The organism is Burkholderia sp. RF2-non_BP3 (assembly GCF_001522185.1).
Lineage (GTDB): Bacteria > Pseudomonadota > Gammaproteobacteria > Burkholderiales > Burkholderiaceae > Burkholderia > Burkholderia diffusa.
Map to the genome: position 1 here is coordinate 174,140 of NZ_LOSU01000054.1, position 14,458 is coordinate 188,597.

Here is a 14,458-nt window from a genome sequence, read left to right on the forward strand (position 1 = left end):
CCCGCCGGGTGGCCGGCAACGTCGGGCCGCATCAACGCGGCCCGGCGGACTCCCCGACGCGCATCGATGCGCGCTTCGCCTCGTACGGCGAGCGCGCCGCGCCGGCCGCATGCTGCCATGCGAGCAAGCCCGGCAGATAGAACAGCAAGTCGCGCACGCGCCGCGCGCCGGCGAGTGCCAGACAGGTCGGCGCGTCGAACCCGAGCAGCCCGCCGATCAGCACGAACCCGCCCTCCTGCACGCCCAGCCCGCCCGGCATCAGGAACGCGATGCTGCTCAGGAGCTGGATCAGCGCTTCGATCGCGAGCGCCTGCGCGAACGTCGGATCGGCGCCGAGGAAATGCAGCGCGAGCCAGATTTCCAGCGAATAGCCGACAAATTGCAGCGTCTGCCAGATCGCCAGATAGCGAACGACGACACCCGTCTTTCTCCAGATCATCCGGATCGACTGATCGGTGCGTGCCGATTCGCCGACCAGCGCCACCACCTTGCCGCTCGTGACGCGGTTGACCACGCGCATCGCGCGCTCGAACGGCCGCGCGTGCTGAACCAGCGCGAACAGCAGCAGCACCGGCACGAGCGCCGCCATGCCGATGGCGAGGCGCGCGGCCACCTGCGCGGCATCGGACGACACGTGTTCGAGCACGTAGCCGATCGCGACCAGCGCGAACACGAGCTGGCTGATCAGCGTCAGCTGCATGTCCGCGACGAGGCTCGCCACGGCAGTCGCCGGGCGCACGCCCGCCTGCCGCAGCAGGCTGAACGACACGATCTCGCCGCCGATCCGCGCGACCGGCAACAGCCCGTTGATCGATTCGCGGATCCACACGAGCTTGAGCATCGTCGCGAACGACGGCCGGCGCGGGCCACGGATCAGCATCCGCCAGTCCCACGCATTCGCGAGCATCGGCAGGATGTGGGCCAGCGCGGCGACCAGCAACCCGGCGCCGGCAATCCGCAACCGATGCAGGATCTCCAGCGGATGCTCGCGCCAGATCAGCCACACCGCGAGCACCAGCCCGGCCAGCGCCGCCGCGCGCCCCGCATGCCGCAACCGTGCGTCGCGACGCGCGGACGGCCGGGCCGCGCCTTCGACATCGGAATGCGCGTCGTGCATCATGATTTCCCCGCCGGCGACAACAAGCCCTCGCGGTCGACGCGAAAGCGCGTGCCGCGCCAGACGACGTGCGACGAGAAGAAGCTCGACACGAACACCGCGAACTGCAGCAAATCGACGAACGGCAGCCAGAGCGCGCCGCGCAGACCCGCGCCGGTGGCGCGACTCGTCCGGAACATCAGCAGCGCCCGCGCGACGAGTGCCGCGACCACCAGCCACCAGGCGGCGAGCATGCCGCCGGAAAACAGCACGGCCAGCAATGCAAGCGGCAGCGGATGCATCAGCACCGACCCGGCGTGACCGAGCCGGTCCGCCGCGCGGATCGTGCAGCTCCAGCGCAATTCGTGCGCATACAACCTGGCGAAGGTCTCTTCGACACAGGCATGTCCGACGACGAACGGCGGAACGACGACCTGCGCGCCGACCTGCCGCACCGCTTCGCCGAGCGCGTGATCCTCGGCCAGATGGTGCGCGAAACGCGTGAGCCCGCCGATGCGTTCGAGCGTCGCGCGCGTGATCGCAATCGTCTGGCCAAAGCACGGACGGGCACGCCCGATGAAAAGCCCGGTAATGACGCCCGGCAGGAAATGGTAGTTCGTCATCGCGACGGCGACACCGGGCCAGAAGCCCGGCGACGCGACGCCGCGATACACGCTCGTCACGATGCCGACTTCCGGCTGCTGTAGCGCGCCGACGACGGCACGCAGATAATCGCGCTCGACCAGCACATCGCTGTCGGCGAGACACAGCACCGAGTGTTCCGCATGTTCGAGCATGTTGACGAGATTCGCGATCTTGCGATTCGGCCCGTATAACCGCGCATCGGCGACGACCTTGATGTTCGCGTCCGGATGGCGCGCGCGCAGCGTCTCGACGGCCGCGAGCGCCGCGTCGCCCGCATCGTGCACGCCGAACAGATGTTGTACCGGCCCCGGATAATCCTGGACGAAGAAGCTTTCAAGATGCTGTACGAGGTTCCATTCGTCGCCGTGCAGCGGTTTCGCGACGGTGACGCCCGGATAGTCGCGCGGCACCGCCCGCGCGCGCGAAAAGAACCGGCCGACCAGCACGCTGGCCGTGACAGTGTAGGCAATGCCGAGCAACACGCCCAGCCCGCAGGCGATCGACATCGCGCCGGCCAGCGCGTACAGCACATGCAGCAAGACCATGCTTCTCCCCAGTGGTGGCCCAATGACGGCGACGCCCGGGGCCGGCACGCGCGAACGCGCGCTCACCCGTACACGCCGCCGTATCGATTCCCGTTGAGCCGGATATGCAGGACGACCAGCCGACGGTACGCGCAATCAGATGACACGGCTACCGTGCGGCGATCGATTCCGGACACGCGCACATAGCCGCAGACATCAGCGGCCCTGAACGCCGCGTCGGCAACCTTACGGGCCGACAGGATCGCGGTCGCGACCGCGACGACGGCCCAGATGCGGAATGTCATCGTCGTGAAAAACGCTTCGGGTACGCGCAGCGCAAACAACGAAACCAGCACGAAACACTGAACGAACATGCCGGCGAGCGCGGCGATCAACAGGTAGGCGCGCCATCGCTCGATCGTCGAGGGTGCCATCAGGAAAGAACCTCCCGTGCGGACGATCCGCATCGATCCTGCTTCGATCGACACGGTCGCGGGGGTGGACGGGCAAGCGCGTGCGGGACGCGCGGAACCCGGTTCGGGGATCAGGGGAAGCGGAGTTCGACCCGAGAAATGTTGAGGCCGATCGTAGCCGGAATGCCGGCGCCGAACCTTAAGCGATCTTCAGAATCGGGCGATATTTGAGGGAGCGCAATTACAATCCGTTGCACGACGCGCACAGTCCGGCTCGTACAATTGCGTGTATCTGCACACGAATCGACCATGCGACTCCTCCTTGTCGAAGACGACGACCTCATCGGCAGCGGCCTCGAAATCAGCCTGAGTCAGGCCGGTTATCAGGTCGACTGGCTGCGCGACGGTCACGCCGCCGCCGCCGCGCTCGCAACGACGCGCTTCGCCCTCGTCGTCCTCGATCTCGGCTTGCCCGGCAAATCGGGAACGGAACTGCTGCGTGCGATGCGGGACGCGGGCGATACCACGCCGGTGCTCGTGCTGACCGCGCGCGGCACCGTGGCCGATCGGGTCCGCGGCCTCGACGACGGCGCCGACGACTATCTCGCGAAACCGTTCGAGCTGTCCGAGGTGCTCGCCCGCTGCCGCGCGCTCGTGCGCCGCTCCCAGGGTCGCACCGGCGACGAGATCGTGTGGCGCGACATCACGATCGACCTGACCACCCAAACGGTGACACGCGATGCCGCGCGCATCGCGCTGACGTCACGCGAATGGACCATCCTCGTTCAGCTCGTCAGTCATGCGGGCATGCCCCAGTCGCGGGCGCGTCTCGAGGACGGCCTCTACGGATGGCAGGAAGGCATCGAAAGCAATGCGATCGAGGTCCACATCTCGAACCTGCGCAAGAAGCTCGGCGCGGAACTGATCCGGACGGTGCGAGGCATCGGTTACGTCGTCGACAAACCATGATCTCGCGCTCGATACGGCGCCGCGTTTCGGCGATGGCGCTCGGCTGCGTGACCGTCGTCTGGATCGTCGCCGTGTTCGGCAGCTTCCGGCACGCGACACGCGAGATCGGCGAATGGGAAGACGCCCGTCTCGTCGAATATGCGTCGCTGCTCGTCGACCTCGCGCCGGCCGACCTCGACCGCCTCGCCCGCTTCCCGCCCGACGCGCGCATCGAACTGGCTCACGGCACGTCGGCCGCCGCGCGGGACAACGACGGCGATCGTCTGCCGCGCGACGTACTGTTCGAAGTCCGCGACGCGCGGGGCAACGTCATCGCGTCGAGCCTGCCGGTCGACGCCCCCGGCCGGCCCGATGCAGCCGGCCGAAGCGACACCCCCGAAACGATCGTCGTGCGCGGCGCGCAATGGCGCACGCACACGCTGCGCGACGACGCGTCGGGCCGATGGATACGAGTGATGGAGCCGGCCAACACGCGCAGCGATCTCGCGACGGGCATCGCGCGCGGCATCGTCTGGCCGCTGATCGTCGCGCTCCCGGTGCTGGCGTTGCTGCTCTGGTTCCTGATCGCGCGCAGTCTCGCGCCGCTGAAAACGCTGTCGACGCTGATCGGCGCGCGCGATGCGCGCTCGCTCGAACCGCTCGGCGTCACGACCGTTCCGGAAGAAGTCCGCACGCTGGTCGACGCGATCGACCGCCTGCTCGCCAGATTGCGGCAGTCCATCGTGCGTGAGCGGGCATTCACGTCCGACGCGGCGCACGAACTCAAGACGCCGCTGGCCGCGATCAAGGTTCAGGCCCAGGTCGCGCTCGCGACCGACGATCCGACGCGCAAACAGCTCGCAATGCAGCGCGTGGTGCAAGGCGTCGATCGCAGCGCGCGTCTCGCCGAACAGTTGCTGCTGCTCGCGCGGCTCGACGAATACGAACGCATTCCGGTGCGCGCCGTCGTCGTCCGCGAACTGGTCGACGCGGCCATCGAACGGCATCTCGCGAAGGCGTCGGATCACAGCATCGCCATCGTCGCCAGCGGCACGCCGGGGCGAGCGATTCAGGCCGATCCGATCCTGCTCGGCATCCTGCTCGACAATCTGCTCGACAACGCGGTCAAGTACGGCCGGCAGGGGGGCCGCATCGAGATCGACGTACACGACGACGGCGCCGCGCAGCGCATCGTCGTGCGCGACGACGGGCCCGGCGTCGCCCCCGGCGAGCACGAGCGGCTCGGCGATCGTTTCTATCGCGGCGTGGGCACGCAGTTGCCCGGCAGCGGGCTCGGGCTGTCGATCGTCCAGCGCATCGCGCAATACTTCGGCGGCACCGTGCAATTCGGGCCCGGCATCGGCGGCCACGGCCTCGGCGTCACGATCTCGATGCCGTCGGCCGAATCCGCCCGGATCGATCGCACGCAGGCGTTATCGATCGAAGCCGGTGCGCGACCGCACGCTTAACGTTTCGTTAAGGATTCGGCCGTAAAATCCGCCGGAAGATACGGTCCTCATCCGCTTGCCAGGAGCTTTCATGTCTACAACCGCACGATACGACGCAGTCGCACGCCTTCTTCACTGGCTGATCGTGGCGCTGGTCGTCGCGCAATATGCAATCGGCTGGACGATGCCCGACGTGCATCGCGACACGCAACCGGTCGGCCTGATCGCCGCGCACCTGATCGTGGGCACCGCGCTGCTTGCCGCAATGGCTTGCCGCGTGCTCTGGCGCGTGACGCATCGCCCGCCCGCCGACGAACTGTCGCCCGCGATGCGCGCGGTGTCCGGCGCAACGCACTTCGGACTCTATGCACTGCTGATCGCGGTGCCGTTGCTCGGCTGGATCAATGCGTCGTCGCGCGCATGGGCCGTGACGCTGTTCGGCGTCGTCCCGCTGCCGGCGCTGTCGGCGGCCGGCTCGGGATTCGGGCACGCGATGGGCGACGTGCACGGCATCCTCGCGTGGGTGCTGTTCGGCGGCATCTGCCTTCACGTCGCGGCCGCGGTCGCGCATCGTTTCGTCCTGCGCGACGGCGTCATGCAACGGATGATGCCCTGGTAATCTCGCCACCTGCGCCGTGGCGCACCATCGCAGGCAGCGATCCGGCAATGACGGATCGCGCGCTCGCCTGCATCGCGACTCACCCTGCAATCCACCTGCGCGCCCATCGGAATCGGGCAACGCGCTGATCGCGGCGCCGCGCGAAGCGGCGCGCGATCGACGGCCTCGCCGTCCGTGCGGTTCGGCCAGGCCGCGTGCCGCGAACGGCGTGCGTATTGCCGTACCGCGAGCACGTCGGCCCGAAGACACAGACGTACATGTCGGCACCTAGTCAGTCGGTCTGCGCCGGCATGACGGCGGCCGGCGCGGGCGCGGCGGGCAAAGCCGCCATCCTTGCCCGATCCTGCTCGGCGACCTTCGCCAGCGCGGCCTGAATGTCCGCCGGATATTCTCCGTCGTCCCCCTTCGACGGATCGTAGCCCGCCGCTTCCAGACGAATCAGTTCCTCGCGAACCTGTGCACGCGTGAGCGGCGCATTCGATTGCGCGAATGCAGACTGACCGGATACCACGCCGATCATCATCAGTAGTGCGATACAAGTTTTCATCATGAACTCCTTCAATGTTACGTGCCGATCAACCTTCGCGGATGCCGGGCCGGCCGCGGTGGCCCGCTTCTTCAGCTTCCGAAATACGGCGTGCAGAAGCTCTCGGGGCCCACGCACGCGGCCGAGCGCGGACGCGACGGCAGTACCGTCGGCCTTCCCGCATCGGAAGTCGCGGCCGGATCGCTGCCGACCGCGGTTTCGGCCTGATGCCGAGGCATCTGTTCGGCCTGCTGCCGGAATAGCGGACTCACGTCCGGATACGACGTATCGGTCACGAAGCGCAGCCCGTTGTTTTCGGCGTCGATCAATTGCTGCCTGACCTGCGCGCGCGTCAGCGCCTGTGCCGACGCAGGCGTCGCGACACTCGCGACGGACATCGCCGCCACCACGGCGGCCACCAGCCAATGCGTATTCATGCTCACTCCTTCGGAAGTCAACGAAACGACGTGCTACACCCGTATGACGACGCGGGGTGCCCGTTTATTCCCGGAATGGCGAACCGCTTGCGCAGGACATTCATCGAACTGTCATTCTTTCGTCAGCCGGCGTAACCTGACGTAACGCAGGCCCCACCGCGCGTGGGGCAGACTGACGACACCTTGTGGATCGCGCCTCGATCATGTCCGTCGCTTACGACTATGCAGCCGGCCTGCTTCGCACGCTGTTCGACCGTCATATCGACAGCGGTGCCGTGCTCGACTCGGCCATGTTCCCCGACGCCGAGCGATTCGTCCGCGCGTGGCCGGCCATTCGCGCGGAAGCGCTGGCCGTCGCGCGCGACCTGCCGCGCATCCCGCGCTTCCACGAGATCATGCGCGAGCAGCACGACATCTCCGCCAACGATGCACGCGACTGGCGGATGTTCATCATGCAGGCGTACGGCCAGCCGTTCCCGCGCAACCTGTCGCGTTGCCCGACCGTCGAATCGATCGTCGCGGCATCGCCGGACGTGTTGTCCGCGTCGCTGTCGTTCCTCGCGCCCGGCAAACACATCCCGCCGCATCGCGGACCGTTCCGCGGCATCCTGCGCGGCTATCTCGTGCTGTCGATGCCGAAGCGCGCCGACGGCACGCCGGCCGCGGTGCTGAAGATCGACGGCCATGAATACCGGCTCGAAGAAGGCCGCTTCCTGCTGTGGGACGACACGTTCGAGCACGAGGTGTGGAACGACAGCGACGCCGTGCGAATCGTGCTGCTGCTCGATATCCGACGGCGCGGCATGCCGCGCTTGCTGACGTGGCTGTCGAATGCGGTGATCGGCGTCGTGCGGCTCGGAATCCGGATGCGGGGGCGATCGATCCCGGTCTAGCCAACCGCACGGCGCCCGCCCGTCGCGGTCAATCCTCGCGCGCGAGACGCGTCAGGACCTCCGCGAGCGCTTGAATCGCGGGTTGCGTGGCGCGCTGCGTCGGGTAGACGAGGTAGTAACCGAGGCCGTTGCGCACCACCTCCGGGAACGGCGTGACCAGCGCGCCGCCTGCCAGCCGGTCCGCCGCCATGCGCGGATCGCCGATCGCGACGCCGTGCGCGTCAGCCGCGGCCGTCAACGTCAGTTCGAGCGTATCGAATACGAGCCCGGTGTCCGGGTCGATCCGCGTTGCGCCGACGGCGTCGAGCCAGCATCGCCATTCGTCGCGATTGCGTGCGGGATGCAGCAGCGTCGCGTGCGCGAGATCGGCGATCGACTTCAACGACGCACCGATCCCGCGCGTACACATCGGCGTGAGGCACTCGTCGAACAGCGGCACCGCCACCATTCCCGCCCAGTTTCCGGTACCGCGCACGACGATGGCATCGAAATCGGCGTCGGTGAAATCCGGCGCGTCGTCCGCCGACGTGTGAATGCGCAATTCGGTTCGCGGCAACGCGTGATTGAGCGCCGACAGCCGCGGCAGCAGCCACCGGATCGCGAACGTGGATGGCAGGCGCAACGTCAGGGTCGACGCGGCATGCGCATGGGCATGCGCGTGTCGCGCCAGTTGCGCGAGCACGTCGATGGCCACCGTCAGCAACGCGCCGCCTTCCGCGGTCAACGTCAATCCCGACGGATGACGAACGAACAACGCACACCGGTAGTGCGCTTCCAGTTGCTGCACCTGACGGCTCACCGCACCTTGGGTCCGGCACAGATGCTCGGCCGCCCGGTTGAAACTGCCGAGTTCGGCGGCGGCGACGAACGCCTGGAACGCCGTCAACGGCGGCAGCGCACGCGTGAGATCCGCCAGCGGATATGCGCGGGCGGCATACCCGGGTTGCGGATTATTCGTTTGTTCGGTCATCGCTGCATCGCTATCGTGGTTGAACCGGCTCGCGACGGCTGTCGCGGACGGCTCGTCATCAATCAACGGAGAAATACCATGGTCTCGTCGTCCGACGCACTATATACGCGGCAGGTCGATACCTACCTGAAAGCGCTCGAACGCGGCGACGTCGCCGAGATCTGCGCGCTGTTCGCGCCGGATGCGCGGATATTCTCGCCGTTTCTCGGCTGGATGGCGCCGCGGCCCTTTTTCGAAAAAGTCGCGGCGGCATCCGGACAAAGCCGGATCACGCCGATCGACATCTGCGTCAGCACGACGGGCGCGCGTCGGGCCACCGGCTATTTCGTCTACGACTGGGGACTGAAGGACGGCGCCGAGGTGCGGTTCGAGTGCGTCGACGTCTTCGAATTCGACGACGACGCGCGCATCGAGCGCATGGTCATCATCTACGACACGCATCCGGTGCGAAGTACCGTCGGCGACAAGTACGCATAGCCGGATCGTTGCGCGGCGCAGCAACGTCGCCGCGCCGCCGGCCGTACCGCAAATGCCGCTGCTGGCCCGATCGATCGCCTACACTACAGACCGTCCCCCCGCGCGGCTCCTGCCAGCCACTACCATGGCCCACCTCTTCTTCGCGGCGTCGATCCAGCGCCATATCGACACGCCCGAGCGCGACATCGACGCACGGACGCTCGGCGAAGCGCTTGAAACCGTCTTCGGCGAGCAGCCGCGGCTGCGCGGCTATATCGTCGACGACCAGGGTGCGCTGCGAAAGCACCTGTCGGTGTTCATCGACGGCCAGCCGGTGCGCGACCGGCAACACCTGTCCGACGCGCTCGGCGATGCCAGCCGCGTCTATGTCGTGCAGGCGCTGTCCGGCGGATAAAGGGACGCATCTCCATCGAAGCAAGTGCCCGGTCGGACCAACTGGAGACACCCGACATGAATGATCGACTGCTCGTCGCGACCCGCAAGGGCCTGTTCGTGCTGCACGCCGACGGCAACGGCGGCTGGTCGCTCGGCGAGCCGCACTTCATCGGCGAACCGGTCAGCATGGCGCTGGCCGACCCGCGCGACGGCACGCTGTATGCGGCGCTCAATCTCGGCCATTTCGGCGTCAAGCTGCATCGCCGGTGCGCCGATGCCGCCGCATGGGAGGAATGTGCGGTGCCCGTCTATCCGCCGCAGCCCGCCGACACGCCTCGCGCCGATGCCGGCGCCCACGCGGGCGCCGGCGATTCGGACGACGAAGCGCCGGCCCCGCCGCGCCCACCGTGGACGCTTCAGCAGATCTGGTCGCTCGAAGCCGGCGGCGCCGACGAGCCGGGCGTGCTGTGGGCCGGCACGATACCGGGCGGACTGTTCCGCTCCGACGACGGCGGCGATTCGTGGGTGCTCAACCGCGCGCTATGGGACCGCCCGGAGCGCGCCGAGTGGTTCGGCGGCGGCTACGATGCCGCCGGCATCCATTCGGTGATGATCGATCCTCGCGACAGCCGGCACGTGACGATCGGGATTTCGTGCGGCGGCGTCTGGCAGACCTTCGACGGCGGCGCGACCTGGCGCGTCAGCGCCGACGGCATGGAAGCCGACTACATGCCGCCCGAGCGGCGCGGCGAACCCAACGTGCAGGATCCGCACCGCGTCGTCCAGTGCGCAGCCGCGCCCGATGTGCTGTGGACCCAGCATCACTGCGCGATCTTCCGCTCGACCGACGGCGCCGCGCACTGGCAGCGGATCGAGGCGCAGCCGTCGAGCTTCGGCTTCGCGGTCGCCGTGCATCCGGCAGATCCCGACACCGCGTGGTTCGTGCCGGCCGTGAAGGATGCGTGCCGGATTCCGGTGAACGGCCGGTTCGTCGTCACGCGCACACGCGACGGCGGCCGCAGCTTCGAGACGCTGTCGAACGGGCTGCCGCCCGCGCCGGCCTACGACCTCGTGTATCGGCACGGGCTCGCGGTGGACGACTCCGGCACGCATCTCGCGATGGCGTCGACGACGGGCGGGTTATGGACGTCGGGCGACGGCGGTGACAACTGGCGGCAGGTCTCCGCGCATTTGCCGCCGGTGTATTGCGTGCGTTTCGGGTAACGAACGATTCGCACGCGTCGCAGCGCAATGGAAGCGCCTGACCGTTGCGTCACACATGCGGCGCGATCCGTGCGACCGCCCCACGCGTGCGCGCGATTTCCGCTTCGAGCCAGTCGAGAAACCGCCTGACCTGCGGCTCGCGTTCCCGCCCGGGCCGGCACAGCGCGACGAAGCGTGCGCCGGCGAGCCGCACCGACGGCTCGATCGGCATCAGCGCGCCGCGCTCGACATGCTCGGCGACCAGCACGGAGCTGAGCAGCCCGACGCCCTGGCCGTGCAACACGGCCTGCAACGCGTAGTGCTCGTCGTCGTAATGCCGGAACACCGCGCGCTCGAGCCACGCTTCCCGGCCCGCCGCACGACACCACGACGCCCAATCGATCGACATCGGCAACGGCGTATCCCACACCGTCTCGATCAAATCGAGGCGCTCGTCCGAACGATGCGCATCGAACCCGGTGGCCGCATACGCGCCGAAATACTCGTCGATCAATGCGATCTCGTGCAGCGCCGGGAACGTGCGCGACGTCGCGCGAATCGCGAGATCGATTCGCGCGTCGCGGTCGAGATCGGCGAGCGTATTGCCGGTTTCGACCTTGATGTTCAATTGCGGATCGACCTGCCGAAACCGGCCGAGACGCGGAATCAGCCACATCGCGGCGAATGCGGGCGTGGTGGTCAGCACGAGCGTGCGCTCGTCGGCCGCTTCGGGCCGCACCGCGTCGAGCCCGCGACTCAGCGCGAGCAACGCATCGTGGCTCGCGCGAAACAGCCGTTCGCCCTCCTCCGTGAGCCGCACGCCGCTCGCGCCGCGTTCGAACAGCAGCACGCCGATCCGGCTTTCGAGCGACTTGATCTGATGCGATACGGCCGCCGGCGTCACGGACAACTCGTCCGCCGCGGCCTTGAACGAGCCGAGCCGTGCCGACGACTCGAATACACGCAATGCGGTCAGGGGAATTTTCGAGAACACGGGGCCTCTCGGGCCGGGTCCGGCCGGGTTGAATTCGATTCAATCCGGGTGAGATTAGGTGAATTGAAGCGCTCGCGCAACGCACGTAGCCTTGCGGGACGTCGCGGCGCCGTGCTGCGCAAGCGACCGTCGAGCCACCGTCGAACCGGAGAAACAACGTGCAAGGCCTACCGCGCAGGATCACGCAGGCGCTGCTCTACGAAGCGATCGCGATCTCCTGCATCTCGCCCGCGATCGCGGCGATCTTCAACCAAAGCCTCGTCTATTCGGGCGCGTTGTCGGCGACGATGTCCGCGATCGCGTTGCTGTGGAACATGATCTTCAACGCGCTGTTCGAGCGCTGGGAAGCGTCGCGCCGTCGGCCCAGGCGCACGCTCGCGCGGCGGATCCTGCATGCGACCGCATTCGAGGGCGGGCTGATCTTCATCCTCGTGCCGGTGGTGTCGTGGTGGCTCGACATCTCGTGGTTCGACGCGTTCGTCGTCGACATCGGGCTGTTCGCGTTCTTCTTCTGCTACGCGTTCGTGTTCCAGTGGGCGTTCGATCGCGTGTTCGACGTCCCGGCGGCGACGAAGGAATCGTGACGTTGGTTCGCGGCGCGGCGATTCGCCAATCGACTCTCGACCCGAAAACGACGCGGCCCGCCCGCGCGATGCGGGAGGGCCGCGTTTCATCACGCCGGCGCGCCACCTTCGGCCGGCGCGCCGCTCGTCCGGTCGCTCAATGCACGCCGAGATACGCCTTCACCGCCGGCAGGCCCGGCTTGCCGTCGATCGTCGTCACGCCCGCGAGCCACTTGTCGAGCGCCTGCGGATTCGCCTTCAGATACTCGGCCGCGGCCTTGTTCGGGTCTTCCTTGTTCATGATCGGCACCATCACGTGGTTCTCGATCGTCGTCGTGAACTGAAGGTTCGACACGAACTTCGCGACGTTCGGGCAGCGCTGCGCGTAGTCGGGCGGCGTCGCGGTCAGCACCTTCGCTTCGCCGTAGTTCGGGCCGAACACGTCGTCGCCGCCGCTCAGGTAGTCGATCTTCATCTGCACGTTCATCGGATGCGGTTCCCAGCCGAGGAACACGATCCACTGCTTGTCGCGGATCGCGCGATTCACCTCGACCAGCATCCCGGCCTCGCTCGACTCGACCATCTTGAACTTGCCGAGGCCGAACTGGTTGCCGTCGATCATCTTCTTGATCAGCAGGTTGCCGTCGTTGCCCGGTTCGATCCCGTAGATCTTGCCGTTGAGCTTGTCCGCGAACTTCTGGATGTCGGCGAACGACTTCAGGCCGCCCTGGTACACGTAGTCGGGCACCGCAAGCGTGTATTTCGCGCCCGTCAGGTTGGGCGTGGCGAGCACCTTGATCGTGCCGGCCTTCGTGAACGGCTGGATGATCGGATCCATCGTCGGCGACCAGTAGCCGAGGAACACGTCGATCTGCTTGCTCTTGATGCCCGCGAACGTGATCGGCACCGACGCGATCGTCTTGGTCGGCGTGTAGCCGAGACCCTGCAGCATCGTCGATGCGAGGCCCGTGGTGGCCGCGATGTCGGACCAGCCGACGTCCGCGAAGCGCACGTTCTTGCACACGGGCGGGTCGGCCGCATAAACCGCCGACATCGGTGCTGCAATCCCGATCCCGCATGCCGCTGCGATCAATAGGCGCTTCATCTGTCTTCTCCTCAAAGTGACGTCGTTTTTCATGGGGCGGGATCGAGTGTTGAAACCGCGCGCCGAGATCCCGGCGGCGTCGCGGACCGAATGTCTCGCGCGGGTCGTGTCAGCGCCCCGGCAACCGTCGCTCGTAGCTCGGCGCGTGACCGAACTGCGCGCGATACGCCTTGCTGAAATGGCACGGCGAATGGAATCCGCACGTCGTCGTCACGCGCGCAATCGATGCGTCGGTCGTGCGCAGCAGGTCGCGCGCGCGTTTCAGACGCAGCGTCAGGTAATAGTGAGTGGGCGACACGTTCAGATAAACCTTGAACATCCGCTGCAGGTGCCGTTGCGAAAGTCGCACGAGCCGCGCGAGTTCCTCGAGCGACAGCGGCTCCTCGATGTTCGCCTCCATCAGCCGCACGACCTCGATCAGCTCCGCGCGCGAGAAACCGACGCGCGCATCGACGGGAATCGGCTGCGTGTCGGTCGAGCTGCGGATGCGCTCCAGGATGAACTGCTCGGACACCTGCGCGGCGAGCTGCTGGCCGAAACGCATGCCGACGAGGTTCAACATCAGGTCGAGCGGCGCGGTGCCGCCGGTGCAGGTGAGCCGGTCGCGATCGACGACGAACAGCTCGTCGGCGAATCCGACCTGCGGAAACTCCGCATGCAGCGCGGACAAGTTCTCCCAGTGCACGGTACAACGATAGCCGTCGAGCAGACCGCCCGACATCAGCGCATACGCACCGGTGCAGATGCCGCCCAGCGGCAGCCCGCGTTCGGCGAGCGCCGCGAGCGTGTCGCGCGCGCCGTCGTCGACCACGTTGCGGATGTGGATCCCGCCGCACACGATCATCACGTCCGGCAGGTTCGTGTAGTCGAGCGCCTGGGTCGGACGCACCGCGATGCCGTTGCTGGCATGCACGGGCGCACCGTCGAGCGAATAGATCGACCACTTGTAGTGATCGGATCGCCCGACGTAGTTCGCCATCCGAAGCACTTCGACCGCGCTCGAAAACGCGATCATCGAGAAGTTCGGCAGCGTCAGGAAGCCGAAATGGGCAAGGGACGAAACCGGTGAAACGCAAGCGGCGGGCACGGCGGCAGCGGCGGCGGACGTCACATCGGGCTCCTGGCGAATTGAGCAGGTTGCACACAGCCAGCCCCGTGGCACACGCCACGGAAGCCGGTATCGAATCGGGGGAGGCGGCCGGAAGGCGAACCGGCCGCCGGT

17 protein-coding genes are annotated in these 14,458 nt (G+C 67.3%); 8 read left to right on the plus strand and 9 right to left on the minus strand.

From position 1 onward, the window contains the following. Positions 1 to 31: 31 nt before the first annotated feature. From WS45_RS26035 to WS45_RS26045, 3 genes are all read right to left on the minus strand, one after another. Positions 32 to 1,120: a lysylphosphatidylglycerol synthase domain-containing protein gene (locus WS45_RS26035; protein WP_059702408.1), complete on the minus strand. Its 1,089-nt coding sequence runs from the start codon at positions 1,118 to 1,120 to the stop codon at positions 32 to 34. Further along, positions 1,117 to 2,286: a bacteriohopanetetrol glucosamine biosynthesis glycosyltransferase HpnI gene (gene hpnI / locus WS45_RS26040; RefSeq protein ID WP_059702410.1), complete on the minus strand. Its 1,170-nt coding sequence runs from the start codon at positions 2,284 to 2,286 to the stop codon at positions 1,117 to 1,119. Before hpnI ends, WS45_RS26035 begins: the two co-directional genes overlap by 4 nt. Positions 2,287 to 2,348: 62 nt before the next feature. Next, positions 2,349 to 2,732 (minus strand): hypothetical protein, encoded by a 384-nt coding sequence (locus WS45_RS26045; RefSeq protein ID WP_156437278.1) that lies wholly within the window; start codon positions 2,730 to 2,732, stop codon positions 2,349 to 2,351. A gap of 255 nt (positions 2,733 to 2,987) precedes the next feature. On the opposite strand from WS45_RS26045, the gene WS45_RS26050 reads away from it, so the two are divergent. From WS45_RS26050 to WS45_RS26060, 3 genes are all read left to right on the plus strand, one after another. Next, positions 2,988 to 3,647, plus strand: coding sequence for a response regulator (locus tag WS45_RS26050; RefSeq protein WP_059702412.1), 660 nt, complete (start codon positions 2,988 to 2,990; stop codon positions 3,645 to 3,647). Then, a complete protein-coding gene (locus tag WS45_RS26055; RefSeq protein ID WP_059702413.1) occupies positions 3,644 to 5,095 on the plus strand; it encodes an ATP-binding protein in 1,452 nt (483 codons plus the stop codon). Before WS45_RS26050 ends, WS45_RS26055 begins: the two co-directional genes overlap by 4 nt. 70 nt (positions 5,096 to 5,165) lie before the next feature. Next, on the plus strand, positions 5,166 to 5,693 hold the full coding sequence (locus tag WS45_RS26060) for a cytochrome b (RefSeq protein WP_059534072.1): 528 nt from the start codon (positions 5,166 to 5,168) through the stop codon (positions 5,691 to 5,693). 271 nt (positions 5,694 to 5,964) lie between these two features. On the opposite strand, the gene WS45_RS26065 is transcribed toward WS45_RS26060, so the two are convergent. Further along, complete coding sequence (locus WS45_RS26065) at positions 5,965 to 6,240, minus strand: DUF4148 domain-containing protein (RefSeq protein ID WP_059689009.1); 276 nt, start codon at positions 6,238 to 6,240, stop codon at positions 5,965 to 5,967. Between the two features lie 71 nt (positions 6,241 to 6,311). Beyond that, positions 6,312 to 6,656 carry a DUF4148 domain-containing protein gene (locus WS45_RS26070; RefSeq protein WP_059702415.1) on the minus strand — a complete coding sequence of 115 codons (345 nt, stop codon included), beginning with the start codon at positions 6,654 to 6,656 and terminating at the stop codon, positions 6,312 to 6,314. Positions 6,657 to 6,859: 203 nt separating this feature from the next. Here WS45_RS26070 and WS45_RS26075 point away from each other — a divergent pair, with 203 nt between their 5' ends. Further along, positions 6,860 to 7,549 carry an aspartyl/asparaginyl beta-hydroxylase domain-containing protein gene (locus WS45_RS26075; protein ID WP_059702418.1) on the plus strand — a complete coding sequence of 230 codons (690 nt, stop codon included), beginning with the start codon at positions 6,860 to 6,862 and terminating at the stop codon, positions 7,547 to 7,549. A gap of 28 nt (positions 7,550 to 7,577) precedes the next feature. On the opposite strand, the gene WS45_RS26080 is transcribed toward WS45_RS26075, so the two are convergent. Further along, positions 7,578 to 8,519: a LysR substrate-binding domain-containing protein gene (locus WS45_RS26080; RefSeq protein WP_059702420.1), complete on the minus strand. Its 942-nt coding sequence runs from the start codon at positions 8,517 to 8,519 to the stop codon at positions 7,578 to 7,580. A gap of 78 nt (positions 8,520 to 8,597) precedes the next feature. Between WS45_RS26080 and WS45_RS26085 the strand changes: the two genes are divergently transcribed. From WS45_RS26085 to WS45_RS26095, 3 genes are all read left to right on the plus strand, one after another. Next, positions 8,598 to 8,996 carry a nuclear transport factor 2 family protein gene (locus tag WS45_RS26085; protein ID WP_059534064.1) on the plus strand — a complete coding sequence of 133 codons (399 nt, stop codon included), beginning with the start codon at positions 8,598 to 8,600 and terminating at the stop codon, positions 8,994 to 8,996. Positions 8,997 to 9,120: 124 nt separating this feature from the next. Next, a complete protein-coding gene (locus WS45_RS26090) occupies positions 9,121 to 9,390 on the plus strand; it encodes a MoaD/ThiS family protein (protein WP_006749905.1) in 270 nt (89 codons plus the stop codon). A gap of 56 nt (positions 9,391 to 9,446) precedes the next feature. Continuing rightward, the gene (locus WS45_RS26095) at positions 9,447 to 10,595 is read left to right on the plus strand and encodes a WD40/YVTN/BNR-like repeat-containing protein (RefSeq protein WP_059702423.1); all 1,149 of its coding nucleotides are present in this window, start codon (positions 9,447 to 9,449) and stop codon (positions 10,593 to 10,595) included. A gap of 49 nt (positions 10,596 to 10,644) precedes the next feature. Here the strand turns inward: WS45_RS26095 and WS45_RS26100 are convergent, their stop codons facing one another. Then, positions 10,645 to 11,568 (minus strand): LysR substrate-binding domain-containing protein, encoded by a 924-nt coding sequence (locus tag WS45_RS26100; RefSeq protein ID WP_059702425.1) that lies wholly within the window; start codon positions 11,566 to 11,568, stop codon positions 10,645 to 10,647. A 158-nt stretch (positions 11,569 to 11,726) separates the two neighbouring features. On the opposite strand from WS45_RS26100, the gene WS45_RS26105 reads away from it, so the two are divergent. Next, positions 11,727 to 12,152: a PACE efflux transporter gene (locus WS45_RS26105; RefSeq protein ID WP_059702427.1), complete on the plus strand. Its 426-nt coding sequence runs from the start codon at positions 11,727 to 11,729 to the stop codon at positions 12,150 to 12,152. A 136-nt stretch (positions 12,153 to 12,288) separates the two neighbouring features. Here WS45_RS26105 and WS45_RS26110 read toward each other — a convergent pair whose 3' ends face one another. After that, complete coding sequence (locus WS45_RS26110) at positions 12,289 to 13,236, minus strand: choline ABC transporter substrate-binding protein (protein ID WP_059534053.1); 948 nt, start codon at positions 13,234 to 13,236, stop codon at positions 12,289 to 12,291. Between the two features lie 109 nt (positions 13,237 to 13,345). Next, a complete protein-coding gene (locus WS45_RS26115; protein WP_059534051.1) occupies positions 13,346 to 14,347 on the minus strand; it encodes a GlxA family transcriptional regulator in 1,002 nt (333 codons plus the stop codon). Positions 14,348 to 14,458 lie beyond the last annotated feature (111 nt).

Excerpts from the sequence above, each read along its gene's own strand:
- WS45_RS26070 (WP_059702415.1), bottom strand. The coding sequence starts at position 6,656 with ATGAATACGCATTGGCTGGTGGCCGCCGTGGTGGCGGCGATGTCCGTC.
- WS45_RS26090 (WP_006749905.1), top strand. The coding sequence starts at position 9,121 with ATGGCCCACCTCTTCTTCGCGGCGTCGATCCAGCGCCATATCGACACG.
- WS45_RS26075 (WP_059702418.1), top strand. The coding sequence starts at position 6,860 with ATGTCCGTCGCTTACGACTATGCAGCCGGCCTGCTTCGCACGCTGTTC.
- WS45_RS26080 (WP_059702420.1), bottom strand. The coding sequence starts at position 8,519 with ATGACCGAACAAACGAATAATCCGCAACCCGGGTATGCCGCCCGCGCA.
- WS45_RS26035 (WP_059702408.1), bottom strand. The coding sequence starts at position 1,120 with ATGATGCACGACGCGCATTCCGATGTCGAAGGCGCGGCCCGGCCGTCC.
- WS45_RS26095 (WP_059702423.1), top strand. The coding sequence starts at position 9,447 with ATGAATGATCGACTGCTCGTCGCGACCCGCAAGGGCCTGTTCGTGCTG.
- WS45_RS26085 (WP_059534064.1), top strand. The coding sequence starts at position 8,598 with ATGGTCTCGTCGTCCGACGCACTATATACGCGGCAGGTCGATACCTAC.
- WS45_RS26065 (WP_059689009.1), bottom strand. The coding sequence starts at position 6,240 with ATGAAAACTTGTATCGCACTACTGATGATGATCGGCGTGGTATCCGGT.
- WS45_RS26060 (WP_059534072.1), top strand. The coding sequence starts at position 5,166 with ATGTCTACAACCGCACGATACGACGCAGTCGCACGCCTTCTTCACTGG.
- WS45_RS26050 (WP_059702412.1), top strand. The coding sequence starts at position 2,988 with ATGCGACTCCTCCTTGTCGAAGACGACGACCTCATCGGCAGCGGCCTC.
- hpnI (WP_059702410.1), bottom strand. The coding sequence starts at position 2,286 with ATGGTCTTGCTGCATGTGCTGTACGCGCTGGCCGGCGCGATGTCGATC.
- WS45_RS26045 (WP_156437278.1), bottom strand. The coding sequence starts at position 2,732 with ATGCGGATCGTCCGCACGGGAGGTTCTTTCCTGATGGCACCCTCGACG.
- WS45_RS26055 (WP_059702413.1), top strand. The coding sequence starts at position 3,644 with ATGATCTCGCGCTCGATACGGCGCCGCGTTTCGGCGATGGCGCTCGGC.
- WS45_RS26110 (WP_059534053.1), bottom strand. The coding sequence starts at position 13,236 with ATGAAGCGCCTATTGATCGCAGCGGCATGCGGGATCGGGATTGCAGCA.